Genomic DNA, 23,357 nt, shown 5'->3' with positions numbered 1-23,357 from the left:
CTATCGGCACCTAGAAGTTGGCCGGGGTGTTGGCGCTAATGATCTCCGCTTCGTCCTGGCCGATGTTGCGGAAGCGATGCGGCAAGGTGGTCGGGAAGTAATAGCCGTCACCCGGACCGAGAATGTTGACCTGCCCATCGATGGTCAGCTCGACGGTGCCGCGCGTCACCAGACCGCACTCCTCACCTTCGCTGTGGACGATGGGTTCATCGCCCGAGTCGGCGCCCGGCGCGTACTGCTCACGCAGAAACCGCATCTGCCGGCTTGGCAACGTCGCGCCGACCAGCAGCAGGCGGGCACCGTTGCGCCCCAGGTCGGGTTGATCGCCGGCTCGAAACACGTACTGATCCTGACCCGGAGGCTGATCGAACGTGAAGAAATCCGCCAGCGTCATGGGAATCCCTTCAAGCAGCTTTTTCAGCGAGCTGATGGAAGGACTGACACGATTTTGTTCGATGAGGGAAATCGTGGCATTGGTCACACCACTGCGTCTGGCGAGCTCACGCTGTGACAGCTTGTAGCTTTCACGCACCAGTTTGAGTCGTGCTCCCGTATCCATAGTGGCCTTATGTGAAAGATATCCGGTGAATGAGGCAGCGCCCCGGTGCAATGGATCGTCCATCACCCGAAGCCATCAAGCCGGATATTAAATCACGTTTGCCCACAACACTCAGCAGCTCATCGCTCTAGCGACTGCTGCGCGCATACCTCTGGCAGGCCTCGCGAAAGGCCTTGAAAAGGCTGAGCGACACGGGGTTGTCCATGAACTCCCATTCCGGGTGCCACTGCACGCCCAGCACAAAGCCTGGCGCACCGGGCATGGACACCGCTTCGATCAGACCGTCGGGGGCCAATGCTTCCGCGCGCAGGTCCGACGCCATGCGATCGATACCCTGACTGTGCAGGCTGTTGACCTCGAACCCCGGTGCCAGCCCCAGCGAGTCGAGCAAACCGCCAGGCTGTACCTGCACGGCATGCTTTGGCGCGTACTGCACCGCCAGCACCTCGCTTTGCGGCTCGCGATGATCCAGATAGCCGGGCAGCTCCTGGACCCGCTGATGCAGGCTGCCGCCCAGCGCGACATTCAGCTCCTGAAAGCCGCGGCAAATGCACAACACCGGCACCCCCTTAGCAATGGCAGCCCTGAGCAATGGCAAAGTTGTGCGATCCCGGAAGACGTCATGGGCGGTGCCCTCCACGCTCGCCGGCCCATTGTAGTGACGCGGCTCGACGTTGGACGGCGAGCCGGTAAACAACAGGCCATCCAGTGACGCAAGCAGTTGCGCAGGCTCGGTGGGCACCTCGAGCGCAGGCAGGACTACCGGCATGCCCGCGAAGGCTGCGGCCTCGACGTACTTGTCGCCTGCGGTGTGAGAAGAGTACTTGCCCAACTGCTGACGGCAGGCGGTGACACCAATCAAGGGAGGTCGCGACATAGGTTGAATCCTGTGTGAAATCTGAGTGGTCAGCGCCGATTACCGGACGCTATCCAGCGGGAATGAAGCCAGTCTAGGATAGTCATCCGCGCAACAAACATAGGCATTCAGGCAAAGGAACAATGCACCAATGCAATATGAAATCACCCACGCCGACCTTTCGTTGGTGCTCGCTCTGGTTCGCGGCCGCACCCTCGCCCGTGCCGCCGACCTGTTGCAGGTTGATGTATCGACCGTGTTTCGCTCGATCCGTCGTCTGGAAGCCGCCCTTGGTGCAGCGCTGTTTGAAAAGAACCGGCGCGGGTACGTACCGACCGATACCGCTCAGGCCATGGCCGAACAGGCCGAGCGTGCCGAACAGGCGCTTGCCGCTGCGCGCATCGCTTTGCAGCAGGGCGAACAAGTCGTCAGCGGCACGGTACGTCTGACCTGTACCGATGCGGTACTGCATAGCCTGCTGTTGCCCGCGCTGGCGGACTTCATGCCGCAGTACCCTGCCCTTACGCTGGAGCTGGCCACCTCCAACGCCTTTGCCAACCTCAGCCGTCGCGATGCCGACATCGCCCTGCGCCTGACCAATACGCCTCCCGAGCACCTGATCGGGCGCTGCCTGGGCAGTGCCGACTACTTTGTCTGCGGTCGCCCCGAATACCGCGAGGCCCTGACGCAAAACCCTGCCTCGATCCCCTGGATCAGCCCGGACGACTCGATGCCCGACCACACCTCGGTGATCTGGCGCAAACAGGCGTTTCCAGGGGTATTACCGAGCTACCGCTGCAGCAACATGTCGGCTGTCTCGCAGTTGGTCGCTGCCGGCCTGGGCGTGGCGGCGCTGACCGGTTTCACGGTCGAGGGCCTGGGTGCGGTCGAACGCCTGAGCGGTCCTCTGGAAGGATGCCGCACTGACCTGTGGCTGCTGACCCGCCCCGACTGCCGCGCCCTGCGTTCTGTGCAGACCCTGCTGGAAGCACTCGCGCCGCGCCTGCGAGCGGCGCTGCTGGTATCCAGCTCCGGCTGATCAATCTATGTGGATCCATTAAATAATAGTTAACTAAATTAATCATTGGATTAATCTCGATCCTGTGGCATTAATAATCGCGAGGAGACAACATGATTCATTCTGTGGATCCATAAGATCAATAATCGAACCGTGGAGAACCATCATGCACCCAAAAAATGCGTGGTACGTCGCCTGTACAGCGGATGAAGTCGCCGACAAGCCTCTGGGACGGCAGATCTGCAACGAAAAGATGGTGTTCTATCGCGACCAGGACCAGCAGGTCATTGCCGTCGAAGACTTCTGCCCGCATCGCGGCGCCCCGCTCTCGCTGGGTTATGTCGAGAACGGCCAGCTGGTGTGTGGTTACCACGGACTGGTCATGGGCGGCGACGGCAAGACTGTTTCAATGCCCGGCCAGCGTGTTCGCGGCTTCCCTTGCAACAAGACCTTCGCGGCGGTCGAGCGCTACGGTTTCATCTGGGTCTGGCCCGGTGACCGGGAAAAGGCCGACCCGGCACTCATCCACCATCTGGAATGGGCAGTCAGCGACGACTGGGCCTACGGTGGCGGGCTGTTTCATATCCAGTGCGATTACCGCCTGATGATCGACAACCTGATGGACCTTACCCACGAAACCTATGTGCATGCATCAAGCATCGGCCAGAAGGAAATCGACGAGGCAGCGCCCGTTACAACGGTCGAAGGCGAGGAAGTGGTTACCGCCCGGCACATGGAAAACATCATGCCGCCGCCGTTTTGGCAGATGGCACTGCGTGGCAACAACCTGGCCGATGACGTGCCGGTCGATCGCTGGCAGATCTGCCGCTTCACTCCGCCCAGCCATGTGCTGATCGAAGTCGGCGTAGCCCATGCAGGCAAAGGCGGCTATCACGCGCCCAAAGAGTTCAAGGCGTCGAGCATCGTCGTCGACTTCATCACCCCCGAGACCGAAACCTCCATCTGGTACTTCTGGGGCATGGCGCGCAACTTCAATCCCACTGATGCAGAGCTGACCGCCAGCATCCGTGAAGGCCAGGGCAAGATCTTCACCGAAGACCTGGAAATGCTTGAACGCCAGCAACAGAACCTGCTCACGCACCCGCATCGCAGCCTGCTCAAGCTCAATATCGACGCCGGTGGCGTGCAGTCACGCAAGATCCTGGAGCGCCTGATCGCTGCCGAGCAGGCCGGTCGCGGCGAGCAGATTCCCGTGATGGCGACGAAATGACCGGCCATTGCCCGTCGAAACACCAAGAAAACAATCAGAAGTGACCCGTGCCGCGGTCACCCGAGGACCTGACATGATCGACGTGACGGTGTTATCACGCAACGATGAAGCGCTGGACATCTGCAGCTTTGAACTGGTGCGGGCAGACGGAGCGCTGTTGCCGCCGTTCACCGCAGGCGCGCACATTGACGTACACCTGCCTGACGGGCTGATTCGTCAGTACTCGCTGTGCAATGCCCCGAACGAGCGTCACCGCTACCTGATCGGCGTCCTCAACGACCCGGCTTCGCGTGGTGGCTCGCGCAGCCTGCATCAACAGATTCAGACTGGCGCACAGTTGCGCATCAGTGAACCGCGCAACCTGTTCCCGCTGGCTGAAAACAGCCGGCGCACGCTGCTGTTCGCCGGCGGTATCGGCATCACGCCCATCCTCTGCATGGCCGAACAACTTACGCTGGAGGCTGCCGATTTCGAGCTGCATTACTGCGTGCGTTCCGCCGAACGCGGCGCCTTCATCGAACGCCTCAAGCATTCGGCATTTGCCGAGCGCATCACGCTGCACTTCGATGAACAGCCGGACACTGCGCTGGAGGCTGGCAAAGTACTCGCCCGCCCACAGCCCGATACCCACCTGTACGTGTGCGGGCCGGGCGGTTTCATGCAATACATCCTCGACAGCGCGCGGGCCGCTGGCTGGTCCGAGGACACTCTGCACCGCGAGTACTTCTCCGCAGAGCCGGTCGACACCAGCAACGATGGCAGTTTTTCAATCGAGATTGCCAGTACCGGCCAGGTCATCGCCATTCCGGCCAATAAAACGGTCGCTCAGGTGCTCGAAAGCCACGGTATCGATATTCCGCTGTCGTGTGAACAAGGTGTCTGTGGCACCTGCCTGACGCGGGTGTTGAAAGGCATTCCGGATCATCGCGATCTGTTTCTGACCGAAGACGAGCAGGCGCTCAACGATCAGTTCACGCCCTGCTGCTCACGTTCCAAGACGCCCGTGCTGGTGCTCGACATCTGATCAGTCCGGGCGCTGAATGACTTTCATGCGCTCGTTCTGCCCGGTGCCGAAGATTTCTGCATAGCGCAAGGTGGCATTGGCATGCTCGCGCATGATGGCCTCGGCGCGAGCGCCCTGCCCATTCACCAGCGCATCCACGACGGCGTGATGCTGCATGTGGGCGAAATTGAACCGACGGTACTCGCGAATCAGGTTGTCGCGATCCACGGCCAGCGCGGTTACCGAGGCAAAAGGCAGATGGTCGTTGCGTGACAGTGCATCGGCAATGGCGCGATTGCCGCTGCCCTCGACGATCACGCGATGCAGGCGCATGTTCATGTCGTGATAGACCTCAAGGTCATCTTCAGTGACATGGCCCTTCTCGAACAGCGCGTCACCCTGTACCAGACAGGCCTCCAGCTCGTCGCGCGCCTCCTGGGTCAGGCCGCGCTCGGCCATCTGCCGCGCGGCAAGCCCCTCAAGGACACCGCGGACATCCACCGCGCCGGCGATTTCCATCGGGCTGATCGAGCGCACCTGAAAACCACGCCCGCCAAAGGGCACCAGCAGCCCCTCCTGCTCCAGCGTCCGGAACGCCATGCGCACCGGCATGCGCGAAACGCCGAACAGCTCGGCAGTCGGCACCTCCATCAGACGCTCGCCGGCGGCCAGCTCGCCTGATGCAATCATCTTGCGCAACGCAACAAGGACGGTCTGCCCGGGTTTGCTCATCAAAAGGCTTCCGTGGGGATCAAAAAACGCATCTTACCCCACGCACGCCTGAGAGAATCGCCCACATGCAATCGATCAGAGAGGGCACGATGCGGCGTAACCGAAGGTGCGCTCTTCATCGGGTATTTCAATCCAGGCCAGCGTTTCTGCAAAACTGATCGGCGGGCTGTAGAAGTAGCCCTGCACCATCGTACAACCCAGGGTGGTCAGTGCATTCAGCTCATCCTGTGTTTCGACGCCTTCGATCACGCAGCCCAGAGACATGTCCAGACTCAAGGCAACCAGCGATTTGACGATCTTGTAACTGGCCGGGTTGTGGTGCACGCCGGTGACAAAACTGCGGTCGATCTTCAGCTTGGTCAGCGCCAGCGCGTGCAACTGACTGAGGCTGGAGAAGCCGGTGCCGAAGTCATCCAGCGAGATACCGCAACCCAGCTTGCGGAACTGGGTAATGGCCTGCTGCACCTGAGCAATATCCTGCATGACCGCCGTTTCGGTGATTTCCAGATCGAGCCGCGACGCATCGAAGCCGCTGTGTTCGATGATCTCGACAATTCTGCTGACACTTTCCCAGGTCGCACAGTCGTGCGCGGACAGATTGAACGACAGCCTGATAGGCGCGGGCCACGACAGGGCCATGCCAAGCGCCTGGGTCAACAAGGGCACGGTGAGCTTGTTGATCATGCCGATGCGCTCGGCGATCGGAATGAAATGCGCCGGCGAAACAGACCCCAGTTCCGGGCTGTTCCAGCGCGCCAGTGCCTCGAAAGCCACCGTTTCGCGCGTGCAGCTCTCAATGATCGGCTGAAACGATACGTGGAACTCGGTTTCCCGATTGGCGCGCCGCAAGGCCTGTTCGGTAACGCCGTCGGCATGCAATTGCTCACGGTGGCTGGCGGAGAACAGGCAGGTGGTTCCGGTGTTATGGTTCTTGCCTTGATACAGCGCGTAATCGGCAAACTCGAACAGCTGGGTCGCATTATCCGCCGTGGCCGGGTACGTCGCCAGGCCCAGTGTCGCGCCAATCTGGATCGGCATGTCCGACAGTTCGAAGCTTTCGTGCATGAGGTCACACAGGTGTTTGCCAAACGCCAGCAACGCGTCACTGTGCATGTCACCCTTGATCACCAGCGCGAACTCGTCACCGCCCAGTCGCGACACATGCACCTTGTCACTCGAGGCGCTGGTCAGGCGTTCAGCCACCAGCATCAGCAAACGGTCGCCGATGCGGTGACCATAGAGGTCATTGACCGGCTTGAACCCGTCCAGGTCCAATACCCCCACTGCCAGGCCGCTGCGCTGCGCCATTGCCTCGGTCATCGCGGCATCCAGAGTCTGAAAGAACTGGCGACGATTGGGCAGGCCCGTCAGGCTGTCCTGATTGGCCAGCAGCAGATTCTCGTTACTCAGTTGCTCGGTCTTTACCTGCACATTCACCAGGCTGGTGAAATCGCGGTACTGGTAATGAAGAATGATCAGCATGCCGATCGACACCAGCACGATATTCACCGCTGTGGCGATAAAGGTAACGTTGTACGTCGAGGCGAAGAAAATGACGAAGGCGGTGTTGACGACCAGGGCGGTGGTCAGCGCTGCAGGCCGCAAGTGCATCATGCAGAAGATGCAGACGATCACCGTAATACCCATGAAAAACGCGACATGCGCCTGGGAGTAGGCATCGCCGTAAGGGTAAAGCGACAGCGACCAGGCGGCAAACCCGGCCGCTATCACGCCTGCCAGGCCATGTGTACCACGCAGCGTGGCCAGAATGATCGCCGGAGCGGGTGGCGGCCGGTTTACCGTGCGCAACCATTTGCGTGCACGGACGGCACAGATAACCGTAAGCAGCGCCGGGACCAGCAGCGTCAGCCACACCGGAGCGGTTCGCCAATGGGTGAACGCCAATGCCCAGGTATTGACCAGCAGCACGAAGTACATCAACGGCAGTTGCCGGGACAACGCAACATATTGGGCCTGCAACAACCTGGGGTTATCAGCAGGCACAGACATCAGGGCACGCAAGGCACCCGGTAGTTTTTTCAGCATCGCAAGGCTTCTCTGTTACCACAGTCAAAGCACACGTGGCTTGCTGCTCATCATGCGAACCGGACAGCTAATTGTCGGCTCACTTGTCAGGCTCTCGGCGGATGTGATTAATTCTTTACGGTAAAACCGAGCCGTGCATCGGTTTAATTGAAATAACCTGTTGGCAACCTTTTTTCCGCGTGCCTTCGCATAAGTCAACGGCGCTTGCACACCTTCTTTTCAATCGTCCCCTACAGGCAAGGAGCATTACCGTGAACAGGAAAGTCATTATCGATACGGACATGGGCTGGGATGACGTACTGTCGATCGCCTACCTGATGAAGCGACAGGACATCGACATCCTCGGCATTACAGTGACCGGATGCGGCGAAACAGACCTCGGCTGGGGCGTGATCATCGCGCAGCATTTGCTGGGCATCGGCAATCGACTCGGCACCGTCGTGGCAAAGGGTACCGATCAGCCACTTGAGTACGACAACCGCTTTCCGCAACCCTTCAAAAACGACATGAACGACATCATGGGCCTGCTCGGGACACTGAACCCTGCCACGCTGCCGGAACTGTCGAGCCTGCCCGCCTGGGAGTTCATGTATCAGACGGTAAAAAACAGCCAGGACCCCATCACAGTGCTGTCGCTGGGGGGCTTTACCAACATCGCGAAGATGCTTTCGTTGAGCAGCCAGCCAGCCGACTTCAAAATGGTCGAACAGATCGTCGCCATGGCCGGCGCGGTTTACGTCGACGGCAACGTCGCAGCATTGAACAACGCGCAAAAGGCATGGGATCAGGGAGAGGCCTACAGCAGCAACCACTATGCAGAATGGAATGTGTTCGTCGACCCTGTCGCCGCCAACACTGTTTTCCAGTCAAGCCTGCCGTTGACGCTGGTGCCGCTGGATGTCTGCAACCAGATCATCCTCGACGCCAGCTACTGGCAATTGATCACCGCCACCGACCCTGTCGCCACACTGGTCAAACAAGTGCTCGAACACAAATCCGGAACACACGCCGAAGGGCTTCCCGTGCCGATCTTCGATCCGCTGGCTACTATGCTGATGGCAGGTGGTATTGCAGCGACAAAAATCGATGAGCAGTTTCTGTCGGTCAACACCGAGTTGACGCCGCAGGACAACCATTGTGGTCAGATACAGCTGCAAGGCAGCGGCTCACGAATGATTGCGTCAGTGCTGGGTGTCTCGCAGGTCGCGTTCAGCAACAACTTTGCCCAGGTCATCAATAGCTGAGGCCAGTGTGAAATGCTGCGCCGCGCCTTCTCAGCCTGGCGCAGTCACTCCATCAGTTCGCCGCCACCTGAGCCCGGTCGGCCTGCATGACCAGAGCCTTGAGCGAGGCGTCGAACTGTTTCAAGGCATTCACCTGCAAATCACGCTGCTGATCGATTTGTGCAGCGATCTCCGGAGCGGCCTTGCCTTGCACCCAGACCGAGGTTATTTCCCGAACCACTTCACCTTCGGCCTTGCCGATGTATTGCAGGTTGTTGTCATAGAAGCGCGCCATGAAACGCGCTTCGACCTGACTGTTGCGCTTGCTCACCAGGCGGTTGTAAGTGTCGAGCATGACCACTACGTCCGGGCGGGCCTGCATCAGCGCATCGAGGTTGTTGTAAACGGTTACCGAGGCGAACTCTTTCTTCAATGAGCCCACCAGCCAGTCGGTCGCCAGCGCAGGATCCGAGCTGTTGATGAATGCGTTGCGGATACGCGCATCGAGTGCGCCATTGCTGCCGCTTCTGAGTGCCACCGAATGGTAGTTGTTCAAATACTGAAGGTTGCTGAGGGTGTTTTCGCTGTACAGCACGCCCACCGACTGAGTGTGTTGCAGGCTGGCAGCGCTGTCGACGACGGGCATGAAATGGCAGGACTGTTCGGAGACCGGAGAGACGGCAGCATTGACGGGGGCAGTGAACATAATGCTGGTGCTGAACACGGCAGCAAACGTCAACAGATTGAACATTCTCATCGCGTCGTCTCCCTTTGGAGCAGGTGGCTATGGCGCCATCCTCCTCCTTTGCCGGAAAAACAGAACTTGCCTTGCTTGATGATGACTATCGACTGAATGAATGATAGTTGATACCACTACGTTGCAAGGTTTTTCGCTTCAATTTTCATCCGCCCTGACGGCCGCACGAATGGCTTCGAGCAGCATCCGGCACGCCGGGCTGTCATTGTCGGTGCGCCATACCAGGTGCAACTCGCTCTGCACGCCTTCGCCCAGGTCAATGTCACGAAACACGACGTCCTTGAACACCACATTGGTAGCACAACGCGGTACCAGTGCCAGCCCCATGCCAGCGTTGACCAGCGCCAGAATAGTCAGTGACGATCCAAGCCATTGGACATACTCCGGTGCAACTCGTGCGGAGCGAAACATACCGGTCAGCAGTTCGTTGAACGGTGGGTACGCCGAATGCGAATACATCAGGAACGGTGCGCCATCCAGATCGGCCACCGCGACCGAGTCCGCATGCGCCAATCGATGATTGCTCGGCACGGCCAGCACAAAAGGCTCGCGTACCAGGCATTCGCTCTCGTAACCCGGCTGAAACAGTGGCGCTCGCACGATACCGAGGTCAATGCGCCGCGCCCTGAGTGCTTCGTGCTGCTGATAGGTGTTCATTTCAGTCAGGGAAATCTTCACCTGCGGCTGCTTGAGGCGCGCCTCGGCGATCACCCTGGGCAGAAACTCGTACACGGCGCTGCCGACGAAACTGATGGTCACCGAGCCGATGTCACCTTCGGCAAAGCGTCGCGCGGAAATGGCCGCCTGCTGCGCACGCTCCAGCAAGGTCTGCGCCTCGATGAAAAAAGCCCTGCCCGCAGCAGTCAGGGCCACACTGCGGGTGCTGCGGGTGAACAGCTCGACGCCCAGATTATGCTCCAGTATCTGAATCTGCCGACTCAACGGCGGCTGCGTCATGTTCAGCCGTTCGGCGGCACGGCGAAAATTCAGCTCCGTTGCCACCGTGGTGAAGCAACGCAGTTGAGAAAGCTCGAACATTGATCCACTCCCGGTATCAATCAAGTCACTAACTGGATTGGACGGGAATAATACACGCCCTCATGATCGACTCATCCCCAAAATAACAATGAATGGGAGTCGCCTCTTGAATACCGTCCCTGGTACTACGGACGCCACGGTGCTTGCCCGTGCGGCCGCCAAGGTAAAACGCCACGTGCTGCCGCTGTTCGTGGTGATGTTCATCGTCAATTACATCGACCGGGTCAACATCGGTTTTGTACGCAGCCATCTGGAAACCGATCTGGGTATCGGCGCAGCGGCTTATGGGCTGGGCGCCGGATTGTTTTTTGTCGGTTACGCACTGTTCGAAGTCCCCTCCAACATGCTCTTGCAGCGCTACGGCGCCCGCGCCTGGCTGACCCGCATCATGTTTACCTGGGGCGCGGCTGCGATGGCCATGGCATTCGTTCAAGGTGAAACCAGCTTCTACGTGCTGCGCTTCATTCTCGGCGCCGCCGAAGCCGGTTTCTTCCCCGGCATCATCTATTACTTCACCCAGTGGCTGCCTTCCAGCGACCGCGGCAAAGCCATGGCGCTGTTTCTCAGCGGCTCGGCGATAGCGTCGGTCATCTCCGGACCGGTGTCCGGCGCCCTGCTCGGCATCGAGGGCCTGAACCTGCATGGCTGGCAATGGATGTTCCTGATCGAAGGCTTCGCGTCGATCGTGCTCTGCGGTTTCGTCTGGTTCTGGCTGCAATCACATCCTCACGAAGCCCGCTGGCTCAGTGACGAAGAAAAAACCGCGCTCAGCACCGCCATCGCCGAAGAGCAACGGCTGCGCGAAGCAGCACAAACCGTCAGACCCTCGGTATTGCGCCTGCTGGCGGACCGGCAGATCCTGCTGTTCTGCTTCATCTACTTTTCCGTGGCGCTGACCATCTACGGCGCCACCTTCTGGCTGCCGAGCATGATCCGCAAGATGGGCAGCTTCAGCGATTTCGAGGTCGGGCTGTTCAATTCGATCCCGTGGATCATCTCCATCGTGGCCATGTACGGCTTTGCAGCACTGGCTGCACGCTTCAAGCACCAGCAGGCCTGGGTGGCAGTCACCCTGGTCATCGCCGCCGCCGGCATGTTCATGTCCACCGTCGGCGGTCCGGTGTTCGCCTTTGTCGCCATCTGCTTCGCGGCCATCGGTTTCAAGGCCGCGTCTGCGCTGTTCTGGCCAATCCCTCAGGGCTATCTGGATGCACGCATTGCCGCTGCGGTCATTGCGCTGATCAACTCAATCGGCAACCTGGGCGGTTTCGTTGCGCCCACCACGTTCGGCTTTCTGGAACAGACCACCGGTTCGATTCAAGGCGGTCTGTATGGACTGGCAGCGACATCGCTGCTGGCTGCCGTGGTGATCTTCTTCGCCCGCACCACGCCACGAGGTGATCGCGGCCGCCCGTCAAGGGCTGAGCGGCCTGCAGCGCTCAGCCCTGCCGTTACTGGCACCCCTTCCAGCCTCAAACCCTGACCTTCGGGAGACCGCCCTTTGAAAATCATACGTGTGACCGTGACCCCTATCGCCTTTCGCGACCCGCCACTGCTCAACGCCAGTGGTATTCACGAACCCTTTGCCCTGCGCTCGATCATTGAGGTGGAAAGCGACAACGGCTACATCGGTCTCGGTGAAAGCTACGGGGATGCCCCGGCACTGGCGATTCAGCAACACGTGCAGAACCAGCTGATCGGGCTCGACCCGTTCAACCTCAATCAGCTGCGCAGCATCGTTCAGGCGACCGTGGCAGCGCATAAGCCTGCCAGCCTGGCGGGTGCCGAACTGGCGCCGGGCTCACACGCGAGCAAGGCGGTCAGCAATGCCTATTCTGCGTTCGAAGTGGCGTTTCTGGACCTGCAGGCGCGTTCCATGAACCTGCCATTGGTGGACCTGCTCGGCGGTGCCATTCGTGACCAGATACCCTTCAGCGCCTACCTGTTTTTCAAATACGCGCAGCATGCCGATGCGCCTTACGCGCCCGACAGCTGGGGTGAAGCGCTCAGCGAAGAGCAGATCGTTGCTCAGGCCCGGCGCATGATCGAAGCCTACGGTTTCAAAAGCATCAAGCTCAAGGCCGGAGCACTGCCGCCGGAACACGAGGTGTCGTGCATCAAGGCGCTGAAAAAGGCTTTCCCCGGTTATCCGCTGCGCATCGACCCCAACGGCAACTGGTCACTGGAGACTTCGATTCGCATGGCAGAGCTGCTGGGCGATGATCTGCAATATTACGAAGACCCGACGCCGGGCCTCGACGGCATGTCCGAGCTGCATAAACGCACCGGTCTGCCGCTGGCAACCAACATGGTGGTAACCGATTTCGACGAGTTCCGCCGCAGCGTGGCCCTCGACAGCGTGCAAATCGTACTCGCTGACCACCATTACTGGGGCGGCCTGCGCGACACTCAGGCACTGGCGAAGATGTGTGACACCTTTGGCCTCGGCGTGTCGATGCACTCCAACTCGCATCTGGGTATCAGCCTTATGGCCATGGCCCACGTCGCAGCGTCGGTGCCTAATCTGGACTACGCCTGCGACACGCACTACCCGTGGCAGGAGCCGGACGAGGAAGTCATCAAGGGCGGCAAACTGCCGATTGTCGACGGCTGCGTCAGCATCACCCGCGCGCCCGGCCTGGGGCTGGAACTGGACCATGACCAGCTCGGCAAGCTCAACGACCAGTATCACAGCTGTGGCATTCGGCAGCGCGATGACGTGCAGCAGATGCAAAAGTACAAGCCGGACTGGAAGGCGGTCAAACCGAGGTACTGAAGCCGTCCGGCTCGGCTTAATCGGCCTGCTGAGCAGGCGCGGTCCTCTGGTAGACACCCGGTCGATCCTGCCGGGTGCGGCCACGGATCAAGGCTTCGGGGTTGCGGCTCAGGTAATCGGTCAGAACCCTTACCGAGCGGGCCATGCGCTGAACGTCGTCGATTGTCCGGTCGATCTGTTGATGCACAGGCGAGTCCTCGGCGAGTGCTGCACCGGCAATGTCCAGTGTGCTTCGGGATTGCAGCAGAACGCCGTGCAGTTCGGGCATCACCTGCGCGTTGAAAAGCCTGAACGTCTTTTGCGCCTCGCCAAGGCTGCCATTGAAGTTGCCGGCGATCTCCTGCACCGGCACGTTGCTGACCTTGTCGATGATCTGCTGTACCTGCTCCTGCATCTTTTCAAGCTCCCCCGGCACGGTCGGGATTATCAGCGGCTGCGCACTGACATCGAACGGCACCGGCGCAGCGTTGGCGATAAAACCCAGGGAAATATACAGTTGTCCGGTCAGCAGACTCTCGCTGCGAGGCTGCGCACGCAGGCCTCGTTTGACGAAGTCGGCTATCAACTGTGCCGTACGTGCATCATCGGTAACGCCTAACGTCTTCACGATTTTTTCATTGGCCATACCCAGGCGGTCGGGGTATATCTGCGCCCCTACGATGCTGGTGAATGACTTGCTGGCGGCGTCGTAGTCCAGGTCTACCGAGACGACTCGCCCCAGCGTTATGCCCATGAACTCGACCGGCGAATTGACCTCCAGCCCCCGCAGCGACTGACTGAATATCATACGGATGTAACCCGGTTCGCCGTCGGGCGGCGACAGCGCCTTCTGCTGATCGTCAAACAGCATGAAGCGTGCATGCTCCGCGGCCCGGGGCGCATTCGTACGGTAATCCGGCTCGACGAAGGCCACCCCTCCCGCCAGTATCGTCGAGACCGATTCAGTCTTTATTTTCAGACCATCGGCATCCACCGTCATGCCAATACCGCTGGCATTCCAGAAGCGCGTGTCGGTGGTCACGAAACTGTCGTTGGGCGCATTGATGAAAATTTCCGCATCCACGCCCTTGCCGTCTGCGGATAAATGGCAGGCCGCTATCTGTCCGACCTGAATGCGTCGGTAGTACACAGGAGACCCGACCTCCAGTGAGCCCATGTCTGCGGCGTGCAGGGTAAAACGCGTGCCTTTTGCGCCGTAGGTAATGGGTGGCGGAGCTTCCTGACCGACAAAGTGTTTTTTCGTATGCCCGGACGTACCGCTGTCCGCCGCGATAAATGGCCCGGAAAGCACGGTATCCAAGCCCGATACACCGGTGACGCCTATACGCGGGCGCACCACCCAAAACAGGGAGTCCTCAGCAGTGAAAGCACGGGCGCTGGCATCGAGGTCCACCGTCGCCACAACGCCTGTACGGTCCGTGTTCAAGGCAACGGCCGATACCTCGCCGATCACCACATTCTTGACCTTGACCCTCGTCTTGTGAGGTTCAAGCCCCTCGGCGCTCTGGAAGGTGACGAAGATTCTCGGGCCTTTCGACAGTGTGCTGCTGATCAGCAGCGACAGGCCTATCAAGGCAGCGAGCAGCGGAACCAGCCATACAGGGGATACGCCGAAACGTCTCTTTCGGGTAATGAAAGCAGCGACTGCCGATGGAGAAACCGAACCTGAGCGATCAGACATTTTGTCCTCTGAGACGCCCACGCGGGGTCATGCCGACGATTGATACTGTCGGTCGGACTCTGAACCTCGGCTATCAATAAACCATCAAGGAAATATCAAGATCTGATCAAGATGCGATGGTGCCGTGCGGCATGAAGCCGACCGTTTGGTCGGCTTCATGCCCTTGCTCAAGGCAACGGGTCGAATTTCAATTCGCTGAGGCTTTGTACCTTGTCTTCGCGAACCATCTTGTATTCGGTATTCGGGCCGATCCAGTGCGCCCAGATCGCGTCGATCTCACCTGCGGCTTCCATTGCGCGCAGCGATTCGTTGACCTTCGCCAGAAAGGCAGGTTCGCCTTGGCGCATGCCGGCACCGATGGGCTCAAGCGCCATCGGTTCCTTGGCAATGGCCAATTCCACGCCGCCGGCCTTGGCCTGCCCTACCAGCTTGATTGCGGTCATGGTGTTGGTCACCAGACCCACCACCTTGTTCTGTTGCAGTGCCATGTAGGCAGAGCCGGTGTCCTGGAAGGTCACTGGCGTCGCGTCAGCCAGACGGATCGACTGCTCGGAGGTAGAGCCTTTGGTCGAACTGATGCGTTTGCCCTTGAAGAACGATTTCGGTTGATCGGCATTCGCGGCACGGACTACCAGTGTTTCCTTGGCGATGTAGTAAGGGTCGCTGAACTGGATCTGGTCGGCACGGCTCTTGGTGTAAGCCAGATTGGCGAAAATCACATCCACGCGGCCCATTTTGACTTCCGGGATACGTGCTTCGACCGACAGTGGCTTGAGTTCCAGCTCCACGCCCATGTGTTTGGCCAGGGCTTTGCAAAGATCGACGTCCATGCCCACCAGTTCGCGGGTTTGAGGGTCCGGTGCCGAGAACGGCGGAACGTCGGCATACACGCCACAGCTCAGGCTTTTCTTGCTCATCACATCGCTGAGCTGATCAGCATGGACCACCGAAACAGCCAGCGGCGACAACGCCAGTGCAGCCAGTACAGACTTGATACGCATGGTGAGACTCCTGGAAATGAATTGAGTGATTCGCTGAAATCAGTGCCTGCGCTCAATGGCTGCGCAGGTCGGCAATGAAGCGCTGGGCACGCGGATGGGTCGGTTGCTGAAAGAACACCTCAGGGCTGGATTTTTCGAGGATCTGCCCCGCATCCATGAACCAGATGGTGTCGGCCACTTCCCGGGCAAAATTCATCTCGTGGGTGACGCACATCATGGTCATGCCCTCTTTGGCCAGGCCTTTCATGACGCCGAGCACCTCGCCGACCATTTCCGGGTCAAGAGCGCTGGTGGGCTCGTCAAACAGCATGACGGGCGGCTCCATCGCCAGCGCGCGAGCAATCGCCACACGCTGCTGCTGGCCACCGGACAACTGTGCGGGGTAGGCACCGGCCTTGTGTGCCAGCCCCACCCGATCCAGCAACTCCATGGCGCGGGCGCGCGCTTCACTGCTCTTCAAGCCACGGACCTTGGTCGGGGTCAGGATGATGTTGTCGAGCACCGACAAGTGCGGAAACAGATTAAAGCTCTGGAACACGAAACCCACGCGGCTGCGCAGCCGATTGACGTTGGCGTCGGTACCGTTCACGTCACGGCCGTCAAACAGAATCTGGCCTTCTTGCACGTCCTCAAGACGATTGACGGTGCGGATCAGTGTCGACTTGCCCGAGCCTGAGGGCCCGCACAGCACTACCACTTCGCCGCGCTGCACCTCGGCGGAGATATCGGTCAGGGCCTGGTACTCGCCATACCATTTATTGATCCTGGAAAACATGATCATCGGATGCATTGGGCAACCCTCAATTATCGGTAGTCAAAGGCCGGGGAACGGGCACAGGCGATACATCGCCTTCACGTTTGCGGGCAATCCGCTGCTCCACCACGGCGGCGAGACGGGTCAGGCCGTAGCACAGCACGTAGTAAGTGATCGCCAGGATGAAGAACACCTGAAACGGCTTGGTCAGCAGCTGGTTATTGATCTGATTGGCGGCAAAGGTCACTTCCTGGACGTTGATCACGTAGCCCAGCGACGTTTCCTTGATGATCGAAATGAACTGGCTGATCAGACTCGGCAAGGCGTTGTACAGCGCCTGCGGCAGGATCACCCAGACCGTGGTGCGCAGGTAGCCCATGCCCAGCGCGCGGGAGGCTTCGTATTGACCGGTCGGCAGCGCCTGAATAGCGCCGCGGATGATTTCGCACAGATAGGCGCTCTGATAGACCACCAGCGTGCAGAGCATGGTGGTGAAACCGGTGATGTTATGGCCGATCAGCAAGGGGACCAGAAAGTAGGTCCAGAAAATCACCATCAGCAGCGGAATGCCGCGCATCACGTAGACCCAGACCGTCGCCGGGTAGCGCAGCCAGCGCCACGGCGAAACCCGCGCCAGCGACAACAGCAGCCCCAGAGGAAAGGCCAGCAACAGGGCCAGCGCCGCCAGCATCAGCGTCGAAATCAGGCCGCCCATCGGACCGTGGGGGTATTGACCGACCAGCAGCAAGGTCCAGTTATCGCGAACAATCGTGAAGACATCGAACATCGCCGCCTACCTCGCCATGGCTTTGCTGAATTGCCGGGCCAGCACAGCACCCAGGCCCATCAGCATCAATGAAATGGCCAGGTAGACCACGGTTGCGACCAGATACGCTTCGAAGGTGCGGAAGGTGTAGTTCTCGACTTCGCGGGTGGCATAAGTCAGCTCCACCACGCCGATGGCCATGACCAGACTGGTGTTCTTGAACAGCAGGACCGTGTGATTGATCAGCGACGGCAGGCAGTTGCGAACCCCTTGCGGCAGGATCACGTAACGCATCGAGCGCACATAACCCAGGCCCAGCGCGCGCGACGCCTCGACTTGCCCGGCCGGAATCGCGCGTAACCCGCTGCGAATGTCTTCACTGAAATACGCCGCCTGGCAAAGGCGCAGGGCGATGACCGAAAACAGGTACTCGGTGCTGTAGTTGGCCAGCCAGATCTGTGTGTTTTCGGACAGCAGCGTGGGAATGCCGAAATACCAGAGCATCAGTTGCACCAGCGTCGGCACATTGCGGTGATAGGACACATAACCCGCCACCAGGCGCTCGGCGTACTTGTTGCCGGTCAGGCGAATCGACACCAGCAGCAGGGCTACCGCCATGGCCAGACACCAGGCAACGAATGCCAGTTGCAGGGTCGTTTCTATGCCCTTGACGATCAGCTCGGCGTACTCGCCCTGCAGGATCGCTGAAAGATCGAATTTACTCGTCATGGTTGTTCCCATAGACATTCAGCCAGGGCAGAAGCAAGGCGCCAGCGGGTCTGGCGCGGGTATGACATGGCGGCTGATGCCGCTCTCGTGATGGGATACAGCCCTTGCAGACGCAGCCTCAGCCTTCGTAGTCCTGCGGACGCGCAGTCGACAGACCGCCGGGCACCTGCAGCGTCGGGGTGATTTCCATATGCCCGATGTTGACCGCGATGGGCGCGGCAATCACATAGGCGATCGCATCGGCAATGTCCTTGGCCACCGGCAGCTCATAGCCCTCGATGAAACGCTTGCGCACTTCCTCGGAGTCGCCATGCACGTGAGCGAAGATATCCGTCGCCACGCGCCCCGGGCAGATTTCGGTGACCCGCACGCGCTTGCCGAAGGCATCGATGCGCAACTGACGGGACAGCATGCTTACCGTAGCCTTGGTCGCGTGGTACGTCGAGTTGCCACCGAAGTTGTAGGCAGCAGCGATCGAACTGATGTTGATGATGTGCCCGCAATCACGCTCGACCATCCCCGGCAAAGAGAGCCTGGCAATCTGCAATACTGCGCGCAGGTTCACATCGACCAGCAGATCAATCCCTTCAGCGTCCGCCTTGAGCAGCGAGCCGGGCCGGTCGACGCCGGCATTGTTGACCACGACATCGAAATGATGGGCCTGAAACAAGGCCGTCAGGCCAGCCAGATCAGTCACGTCGATAGCGTGCGCGATACAACCGGTGCGCTGCGCCAGTGCCGCCAGCTTGTCTGCACTGCGCGCCAGCGCATGGACCTGCAAACCTTCGGCACACAGCCGCTCGACGACGGCCTCGCCAATGCCGGAAGAAGCGCCGGTGACCAGCGCGGTTTTATAATCGGAAAAAGGCATGTCAGGGTTTCCTTGAATAAGCGTCGATCAGCCGCTTGGCTGTTAATGCTGATCGCCTTGTACTGGACTTTAACGAGCGTCATGGGCAGCGACCAAGAAACAATGGTTGTGTGGCAATAAGCTGCGCTTATGACCCGAGCAACTGTGAAACCGGGGTGATGACACCGCCCTGCTCTTCGATGCTCCGGCGAATGCTGCGCGCCAGTTCCACCGCCCCCGGCGTGTCGCCATGCAACAGAATCGACTGGGCGTTGACCGCCACACGCTTGCCGCTCAGGGTCGTTACCGAGCCGTCCTGCAACAGTTGCGCAACCCTGGCCCTGACCTGCTCCGGGTCTTTGATCACTGCACCGGGCGTACCTCGCGGCACCAGCAGGCAGTTTTCGTCATAGGCGCGATCAGCCAGAAAGGTCGTTGCCACCCTCAGGTTGCACGCGTCGGCGGCCTGCTCGATGGCCGCGCTGCTGGATGAGCTGATGATCAGCTGCGGGTCAAAACCTGCAACAGCCCTTACCAAAGGCCCGGCCAGTTCGGCATCGGCCGCAGCCATATTGCCCAGCGCCCCGTGAAAACTCATGTGCGTGACGCGGTAACCGGCAGCGGCTGCAAGGCCCGCCAGAGCGCCGAGTTGATACACCACAATGGCGCACAACTCCTTGAGCTCGATGTTCATTCTGCGGCGGCCGAACCCCTGCAGATCCGGAAAGCCGACATGCGCACCGAGATCAATGCCCAGCGCCTTGGCGCGGCGCACTGTGCTGTCCATGATCAGCGGATCCCCGGCATGAAAGCCGCACGCCACGTTGGCCGAGGAGATCAATGGCATCAGGACCTCGTCCTCGCCCATGGTCCAGGGCCCGAAGCCCTCACCCAGATCAGCATTCAGATCAATGCGCATGATCAAGTTCCTCCAGTTCAATCAGCGGCTGACCATAACCGACGCGCTCGTTTTCGGCGGCCAGGAAGCGCAGTACGCGCCCTGCCTGATGACTGCGCACCGGCAGGTACAACAGGCCGATACGCAACAGCCCCAGCAACTGCCCCACAGCCACTGCATCGCCGGGTTTTACGTAGCTGCTGCGTTCATCGGGATGACTCGATACAAACACGCCGGGGTTGTCGGCACTCACCACATGGGCAGTCAGCGCCGACGGTTCAACGGCGACCTGAGGCGCAGAGGGCACAGCGCAGGCCTGTACAGGCTCGCCGCGGCGGATCAACAGCTCGAACCCCGGCCGCCTCAACTCCAGCACAGTAATGCCGGCGTCCCGAATACACGCTGCCAGCTGGCGAATCTCTTTGATGTTCATCAGCGGTGTCCTTGCAGGCTGCGCAGCGCGAGCACGCGCCGGGCGTCTTCGATGAAAGCGTGATTGGTGTCCAGCGCGTCGACCGCTTCGTCGTAGCTGCACTGCACAAAACGGACCTTGCTGCCGATCGGCGCCTGGCCAAGACGCCACAGATCGGCCTCGATGACTGTGGCAAACTTGGGATAACCGCCACTGGGCTGGGCATCCCGCATCTGCACGATCGGCTGTCCGCCGTGGGGCACCTGAATCACGCCAGGCACGATGCCATGAGAGCGGATTTCCAGCGTCTCGCGCGCAAGCAAGGGCGTGCCCTCCATGCGGTAGCCGTAACGGTTGCTCTGCGTGGTGATTTTCCACTCACCGGCAAAAAACGTTGCTTGCGCCTCGGCACTGAAACAGTCGAATTCGGCAGCCGGCAGCACGCGGATGGCCGGCAGCCCGTCAAGCAACAACGGCAAGGCCGCCACCGACGATTGCACCCCGAAATCACTGGCACGCAGTTCGTTGGCAGCGCCCGCAGGAATCACATCACCCTGCTGCAACGCACGGCCCTGCCAGCCACCAAAAGCGCCGCGCAATTGCGTGCTGCGCGAGCCCAGCACCAACGGCACGTCGACGCCGCCGGCCAGACACAGATACACGCGGCTGCCCATCGTCGGGTAATTGAGCCGCAACACCTGATTCTTGCGTGCCCGAGCGACCCAATTGCCTGGCAGCCGCTCACCATCGAGCGACGCAGCGCAGGCGGCGCCGGTGATCGCGAAGGTGCAGTCATCGACAAAGCGCACTTCGAACGGGAACAGCGGAATTTCAATCCCCGCCGCGTCCTCATCGTTGCCCAGCAACAGGTTGCCGAGCCGCAGTGACAGCGTGTCCATCGCGCCAGACGTGCCGACGCCGTAGCCGAGGCTGCCGTGCCGCCCCAGATCCTGAACGGTCGCCAGTGCGGTAGCGCTGATAACTTCGATCATCGGATGATCCTCTCGATACGCAAGCGCAGTTGATCGCCGGGTTGCAACAGCGCCGGAGGCTGCTGACCCGCATCGAAAAACACCATTTCCGTGCGTCCTATGGTGTTCCAGCCACTGGGGCCGGCCGACGCGGAAATACCCGTCTGAACGCCACCGATGGAGACCGACCCGGCCCCGATATCGAGTACCGGCACCTTGCGCCGCGGCGTTGCCAGGCGCTGGTCCATACCGCCCAGGTAGCAATAACCCGGATGGCTGCCCAGGGCGTACACCGGGTACAGCGGCTCACAGTGCAGATTGGCGATGGTTTCGATATCCAGCCCGGTATGGGCGATGACATCAGCCATGTGCGGTCCGCCGTCACCGCCGTATACCACCGGCAACTCAATGATCCGGCCCTGCAACGGCAGCGGCTGGCACTGCTCCCAGGTCTCCAGCAAACGGGTTTTCAGACCGGCCAGGTCCCGCGGTGGCGCCGCGAAGGTCAGCATCAGGTTGTTCATCCCCGGCACCGCCTCGCGTACCTGCGGCCAGTCCTTGCTCAGACGGGCCAGTGCCCATATGCGTTGCTGCGGTGCCAGGTCGAGCTCGCCGGGTGCTTCAAACAGCAACGCGGTGGTTCCCAGCAAGGTGATTCTTGGCGCATTCGACGCCTGCACGAGACTCATGGGTGGCTCCTTGTCTGCAACCAGCGCTCCAGGTGATGAATGTCCATGCCACCCTTGCAGAACACCGGGTCCTGCAGAATGTCGCGATGCAGCGCGATGTTGGTAGAGATGCCCTCGACGTGCATTTCGCTCAGTGCCAGACGCATGCGTGCCAACGCCTCATCGCGACTGGCACCATGAGTGATGACCTTGGCCACCATCGAATCGTAATAAGGCGGAACGCGGTAGCCGTGGCTGACATGCGAATCGACCCGCACGCCGAAACCACCGGGGATCTGCCAGCGGGTGACCTGGCCCGGCGTCGGCATGAAGCTGCGCGGGTCCTCGGCGTTGATCCGGCACTCCAGCGAATGGCCCGACACCGTTACGTCGGCCTGACTGAAGCTCAGGCGCTCGCCCATCGCCATGCGGATCTGCTGCTGGACAATGTCGATGCCGGAGGTCATTTCCGTTACCGGGTGCTCGACCTGCAGGCGAGTGTTCATCTCGATGAAATAGAACTCGTCCTTTTCGAAGAGGAACTCGAACGTGCCGACGCCCTGATAGCCGATCTGGCGGCAAGCCTGTGCGCAACGCTCGCCCACCCTGGCCATCAATGCTGCGTCGATGCCGGGTGCAGGCGCCTCTTCAAGCACCTTCTGGTGGCGGCGCTGCATCGAGCAATCCCGTGAGCCGAGCCAGACGGCATTGCCATAGGCATCGCACAACACCTGAATCTCGACATGGCGCGGCTGGCCCAGAAACTTCTCGATATACAACTCGGGATTGCCGAAGGCGTGTCGGGCTTCTTCGCGGGTCAGCGCAATCGCATCGAGCAGACGAGACACTTCCCGAACCACACGCATGCCGCGCCCTCCGCCGCCGCCTGCGGCCTTGACGATGACCGGGTAACCGATGTCGCTAGCGATCTGCAGAATGCTCTGCGGGTCGGCCGGCATGCTGGTATCCGGACCGGGTACGCACGGCACGCCGGCTTCGCGCATCGCCCGCTTGGCAGCGACCTTGTCGCCCATGACCCGAATGCACGCAGCACTGGGGCCGATGAAGGTCAGGCCAGCCTGCTCGATGCGTTCGGCGAACATGGCATTTTCAGACAGAAAGCCATAACCGGGATGGATCGCCTGAGCACCGGTCAGTTGCGCGGCATAGAGCACGGCCGCCTGATTCAGATAGCTCTGCGCCGCTGCGGCGGGACCGATGCACAGCGCTTCGTCAGCCTGTTGTACATAACCGGCATCGCGATCCGCTTCGGAATACACGGCTACCGTGCGCAGGCCCAGGCCCTTGCAGGCGCGCTGGATGCGCAGGGCGATTTCGCCGCGATTGGCGATCAATACTTTATCGAACATCAAAAACCCCTGATCGGT

23 protein-coding genes are annotated in these 23,357 nt (G+C 60.3%); 6 read left to right on the top strand and 17 right to left on the bottom strand.

The window, feature by feature from the left end:
* Positions 1 to 10: 10 nt before the first annotated feature.
* Positions 11 to 559 (bottom strand): cupin domain-containing protein, encoded by a 549-nt coding sequence (locus tag ACW55A_RS04390; RefSeq protein ID WP_003344936.1) that lies wholly within the window; start codon positions 557 to 559, stop codon positions 11 to 13.
* Positions 560 to 686: 127 nt separating this feature from the next.
* Entirely contained in the window at positions 687 to 1,436 is a 750-nt protein-coding gene (locus ACW55A_RS04385; RefSeq protein WP_498810753.1) for a gamma-glutamyl-gamma-aminobutyrate hydrolase family protein, read from the bottom strand.
* A gap of 130 nt (positions 1,437 to 1,566) precedes the next feature.
* Here ACW55A_RS04385 and ACW55A_RS04380 point away from each other — a divergent pair, with 130 nt between their 5' ends.
* The 3 genes from ACW55A_RS04380 (at position 1,567) to ACW55A_RS04370 (ending at position 4,688) form a co-directional block, all read left to right on the top strand.
* Positions 1,567 to 2,454, top strand: coding sequence for a LysR family transcriptional regulator (locus tag ACW55A_RS04380; RefSeq protein WP_003435343.1), 888 nt, complete (start codon positions 1,567 to 1,569; stop codon positions 2,452 to 2,454).
* 145 nt (positions 2,455 to 2,599) lie between these two features.
* Positions 2,600 to 3,664 carry a Rieske 2Fe-2S domain-containing protein gene (locus tag ACW55A_RS04375; protein WP_498810754.1) on the top strand — a complete coding sequence of 355 codons (1,065 nt, stop codon included), beginning with the start codon at positions 2,600 to 2,602 and terminating at the stop codon, positions 3,662 to 3,664.
* 73 nt (positions 3,665 to 3,737) lie between these two features.
* Positions 3,738 to 4,688 carry a PDR/VanB family oxidoreductase gene (locus ACW55A_RS04370; RefSeq protein WP_058396899.1) on the top strand — a complete coding sequence of 317 codons (951 nt, stop codon included), beginning with the start codon at positions 3,738 to 3,740 and terminating at the stop codon, positions 4,686 to 4,688.
* On the opposite strand, the gene ACW55A_RS04365 is transcribed toward ACW55A_RS04370, so the two are convergent.
* The gene (locus ACW55A_RS04365) at positions 4,689 to 5,399 is read right to left on the bottom strand and encodes a GntR family transcriptional regulator (RefSeq protein WP_003435349.1); all 711 of its coding nucleotides are present in this window, start codon (positions 5,397 to 5,399) and stop codon (positions 4,689 to 4,691) included.
* Between the two features lie 75 nt (positions 5,400 to 5,474).
* On the bottom strand, positions 5,475 to 7,445 hold the full coding sequence (locus ACW55A_RS04360; protein ID WP_498810755.1) for a putative bifunctional diguanylate cyclase/phosphodiesterase: 1,971 nt from the start codon (positions 7,443 to 7,445) through the stop codon (positions 5,475 to 5,477).
* Positions 7,446 to 7,696: 251 nt separating this feature from the next.
* On the opposite strand from ACW55A_RS04360, the gene ACW55A_RS04355 reads away from it, so the two are divergent.
* A complete protein-coding gene (locus tag ACW55A_RS04355) occupies positions 7,697 to 8,689 on the top strand; it encodes a nucleoside hydrolase (RefSeq protein WP_003435353.1) in 993 nt (330 codons plus the stop codon).
* A 52-nt stretch (positions 8,690 to 8,741) separates the two neighbouring features.
* On the opposite strand, the gene ACW55A_RS04350 is transcribed toward ACW55A_RS04355, so the two are convergent.
* Complete coding sequence (locus ACW55A_RS04350) at positions 8,742 to 9,425, bottom strand: ATPase (protein ID WP_455808781.1); 684 nt, start codon at positions 9,423 to 9,425, stop codon at positions 8,742 to 8,744.
* A gap of 138 nt (positions 9,426 to 9,563) precedes the next feature.
* Positions 9,564 to 10,463, bottom strand: coding sequence for a LysR family transcriptional regulator (locus ACW55A_RS04345; RefSeq protein ID WP_455808782.1), 900 nt, complete (start codon positions 10,461 to 10,463; stop codon positions 9,564 to 9,566).
* Between the two features lie 106 nt (positions 10,464 to 10,569).
* On the opposite strand from ACW55A_RS04345, the gene ACW55A_RS04340 reads away from it, so the two are divergent.
* Positions 10,570 to 11,946, top strand: coding sequence for an MFS transporter (locus tag ACW55A_RS04340; protein WP_498810756.1), 1,377 nt, complete (start codon positions 10,570 to 10,572; stop codon positions 11,944 to 11,946).
* An 18-nt stretch (positions 11,947 to 11,964) separates the two neighbouring features.
* On the top strand, positions 11,965 to 13,239 hold the full coding sequence (locus tag ACW55A_RS04335) for a glucarate dehydratase family protein (RefSeq protein WP_498810757.1): 1,275 nt from the start codon (positions 11,965 to 11,967) through the stop codon (positions 13,237 to 13,239).
* Positions 13,240 to 13,255: 16 nt separating this feature from the next.
* Here the strand turns inward: ACW55A_RS04335 and ACW55A_RS04330 are convergent, their stop codons facing one another.
* The 11 genes from ACW55A_RS04330 to accC form a co-directional block, all read right to left on the bottom strand.
* Positions 13,256 to 14,920, bottom strand: a complete 1,665-nt coding sequence (locus ACW55A_RS04330) for a PqiB family protein (RefSeq protein ID WP_096106057.1) — start codon at positions 14,918 to 14,920, stop codon at positions 13,256 to 13,258.
* Between the two features lie 167 nt (positions 14,921 to 15,087).
* Positions 15,088 to 15,921, bottom strand: coding sequence for an ABC transporter substrate-binding protein (locus ACW55A_RS04325; protein WP_058396896.1), 834 nt, complete (start codon positions 15,919 to 15,921; stop codon positions 15,088 to 15,090).
* A 52-nt stretch (positions 15,922 to 15,973) separates the two neighbouring features.
* Entirely contained in the window at positions 15,974 to 16,711 is a 738-nt protein-coding gene (locus tag ACW55A_RS04320) for an amino acid ABC transporter ATP-binding protein (RefSeq protein ID WP_046719378.1), read from the bottom strand.
* Between the two features lie 10 nt (positions 16,712 to 16,721).
* A complete protein-coding gene (locus tag ACW55A_RS04315; RefSeq protein WP_003435366.1) occupies positions 16,722 to 17,462 on the bottom strand; it encodes an amino acid ABC transporter permease in 741 nt (246 codons plus the stop codon).
* A 6-nt stretch (positions 17,463 to 17,468) separates the two neighbouring features.
* Positions 17,469 to 18,170: an amino acid ABC transporter permease gene (locus ACW55A_RS04310; RefSeq protein WP_498810758.1), complete on the bottom strand. Its 702-nt coding sequence runs from the start codon at positions 18,168 to 18,170 to the stop codon at positions 17,469 to 17,471.
* Between the two features lie 118 nt (positions 18,171 to 18,288).
* Positions 18,289 to 19,041, bottom strand: coding sequence for an SDR family oxidoreductase (locus ACW55A_RS04305; protein ID WP_498810759.1), 753 nt, complete (start codon positions 19,039 to 19,041; stop codon positions 18,289 to 18,291).
* 127 nt (positions 19,042 to 19,168) lie between these two features.
* A complete protein-coding gene (locus ACW55A_RS04300; protein ID WP_455808787.1) occupies positions 19,169 to 19,939 on the bottom strand; it encodes a LamB/YcsF family protein in 771 nt (256 codons plus the stop codon).
* On the bottom strand, positions 19,929 to 20,351 hold the full coding sequence (locus ACW55A_RS04295; protein WP_103736106.1) for a biotin/lipoyl-containing protein: 423 nt from the start codon (positions 20,349 to 20,351) through the stop codon (positions 19,929 to 19,931). The genes ACW55A_RS04300 and ACW55A_RS04295 overlap by 11 nt, the downstream gene beginning before the upstream one ends.
* Complete coding sequence (locus ACW55A_RS04290) at positions 20,351 to 21,322, bottom strand: 5-oxoprolinase subunit C family protein (protein WP_498810760.1); 972 nt, start codon at positions 21,320 to 21,322, stop codon at positions 20,351 to 20,353. The genes ACW55A_RS04295 and ACW55A_RS04290 overlap by 1 nt, the downstream gene beginning before the upstream one ends.
* Positions 21,319 to 21,990: a 5-oxoprolinase subunit PxpB gene (pxpB, locus tag ACW55A_RS04285; protein WP_128775014.1), complete on the bottom strand. Its 672-nt coding sequence runs from the start codon at positions 21,988 to 21,990 to the stop codon at positions 21,319 to 21,321. The genes ACW55A_RS04290 and pxpB overlap by 4 nt, the downstream gene beginning before the upstream one ends.
* Complete coding sequence (accC, locus tag ACW55A_RS04280; protein ID WP_498810761.1) at positions 21,987 to 23,339, bottom strand: acetyl-CoA carboxylase biotin carboxylase subunit; 1,353 nt, start codon at positions 23,337 to 23,339, stop codon at positions 21,987 to 21,989. The genes pxpB and accC overlap by 4 nt, the downstream gene beginning before the upstream one ends.
* Positions 23,340 to 23,357 lie beyond the last annotated feature (18 nt).

The organism is Plantibacter cousiniae (nom. nud.) (assembly GCF_977070315.1).
This window is presented reverse-complemented; position numbering and strand designations above follow the sequence as displayed.

Bases quoted from the DNA above. Each gene is read 5' to 3' on its own strand.
- ACW55A_RS04390 (WP_003344936.1), bottom strand. From the start codon at position 559: ATGGATACGGGAGCACGACTCAAACTGGTGCGTGAAAGCTACAAGCTG.
- ACW55A_RS04385 (WP_498810753.1), bottom strand. From the start codon at position 1,436: ATGTCGCGACCTCCCTTGATTGGTGTCACCGCCTGCCGTCAGCAGTTG.
- ACW55A_RS04380 (WP_003435343.1), top strand. From the start codon at position 1,567: ATGCAATATGAAATCACCCACGCCGACCTTTCGTTGGTGCTCGCTCTG.
- ACW55A_RS04375 (WP_498810754.1), top strand. From the start codon at position 2,600: ATGCACCCAAAAAATGCGTGGTACGTCGCCTGTACAGCGGATGAAGTC.
- ACW55A_RS04370 (WP_058396899.1), top strand. From the start codon at position 3,738: ATGATCGACGTGACGGTGTTATCACGCAACGATGAAGCGCTGGACATC.
- ACW55A_RS04365 (WP_003435349.1), bottom strand. From the start codon at position 5,399: ATGAGCAAACCCGGGCAGACCGTCCTTGTTGCGTTGCGCAAGATGATT.
- ACW55A_RS04360 (WP_498810755.1), bottom strand. From the start codon at position 7,445: ATGCTGAAAAAACTACCGGGTGCCTTGCGTGCCCTGATGTCTGTGCCT.
- ACW55A_RS04350 (WP_455808781.1), bottom strand. From the start codon at position 9,425: ATGAGAATGTTCAATCTGTTGACGTTTGCTGCCGTGTTCAGCACCAGC.
- ACW55A_RS04345 (WP_455808782.1), bottom strand. From the start codon at position 10,463: ATGTTCGAGCTTTCTCAACTGCGTTGCTTCACCACGGTGGCAACGGAG.
- ACW55A_RS04330 (WP_096106057.1), bottom strand. From the start codon at position 14,920: ATGTCTGATCGCTCAGGTTCGGTTTCTCCATCGGCAGTCGCTGCTTTC.
- ACW55A_RS04325 (WP_058396896.1), bottom strand. From the start codon at position 15,921: ATGCGTATCAAGTCTGTACTGGCTGCACTGGCGTTGTCGCCGCTGGCT.
- ACW55A_RS04320 (WP_046719378.1), bottom strand. From the start codon at position 16,711: ATGCATCCGATGATCATGTTTTCCAGGATCAATAAATGGTATGGCGAG.
- ACW55A_RS04315 (WP_003435366.1), bottom strand. From the start codon at position 17,462: ATGTTCGATGTCTTCACGATTGTTCGCGATAACTGGACCTTGCTGCTG.
- ACW55A_RS04310 (WP_498810758.1), bottom strand. From the start codon at position 18,170: ATGACGAGTAAATTCGATCTTTCAGCGATCCTGCAGGGCGAGTACGCC.
- ACW55A_RS04305 (WP_498810759.1), bottom strand. From the start codon at position 19,041: ATGCCTTTTTCCGATTATAAAACCGCGCTGGTCACCGGCGCTTCTTCC.
- ACW55A_RS04300 (WP_455808787.1), bottom strand. From the start codon at position 19,939: ATGCGCATTGATCTGAATGCTGATCTGGGTGAGGGCTTCGGGCCCTGG.
- ACW55A_RS04295 (WP_103736106.1), bottom strand. From the start codon at position 20,351: ATGAACATCAAAGAGATTCGCCAGCTGGCAGCGTGTATTCGGGACGCC.
- ACW55A_RS04290 (WP_498810760.1), bottom strand. From the start codon at position 21,322: ATGATCGAAGTTATCAGCGCTACCGCACTGGCGACCGTTCAGGATCTG.
- pxpB (WP_128775014.1), bottom strand. From the start codon at position 21,990: ATGAGTCTCGTGCAGGCGTCGAATGCGCCAAGAATCACCTTGCTGGGA.
- accC (WP_498810761.1), bottom strand. From the start codon at position 23,339: ATGTTCGATAAAGTATTGATCGCCAATCGCGGCGAAATCGCCCTGCGC.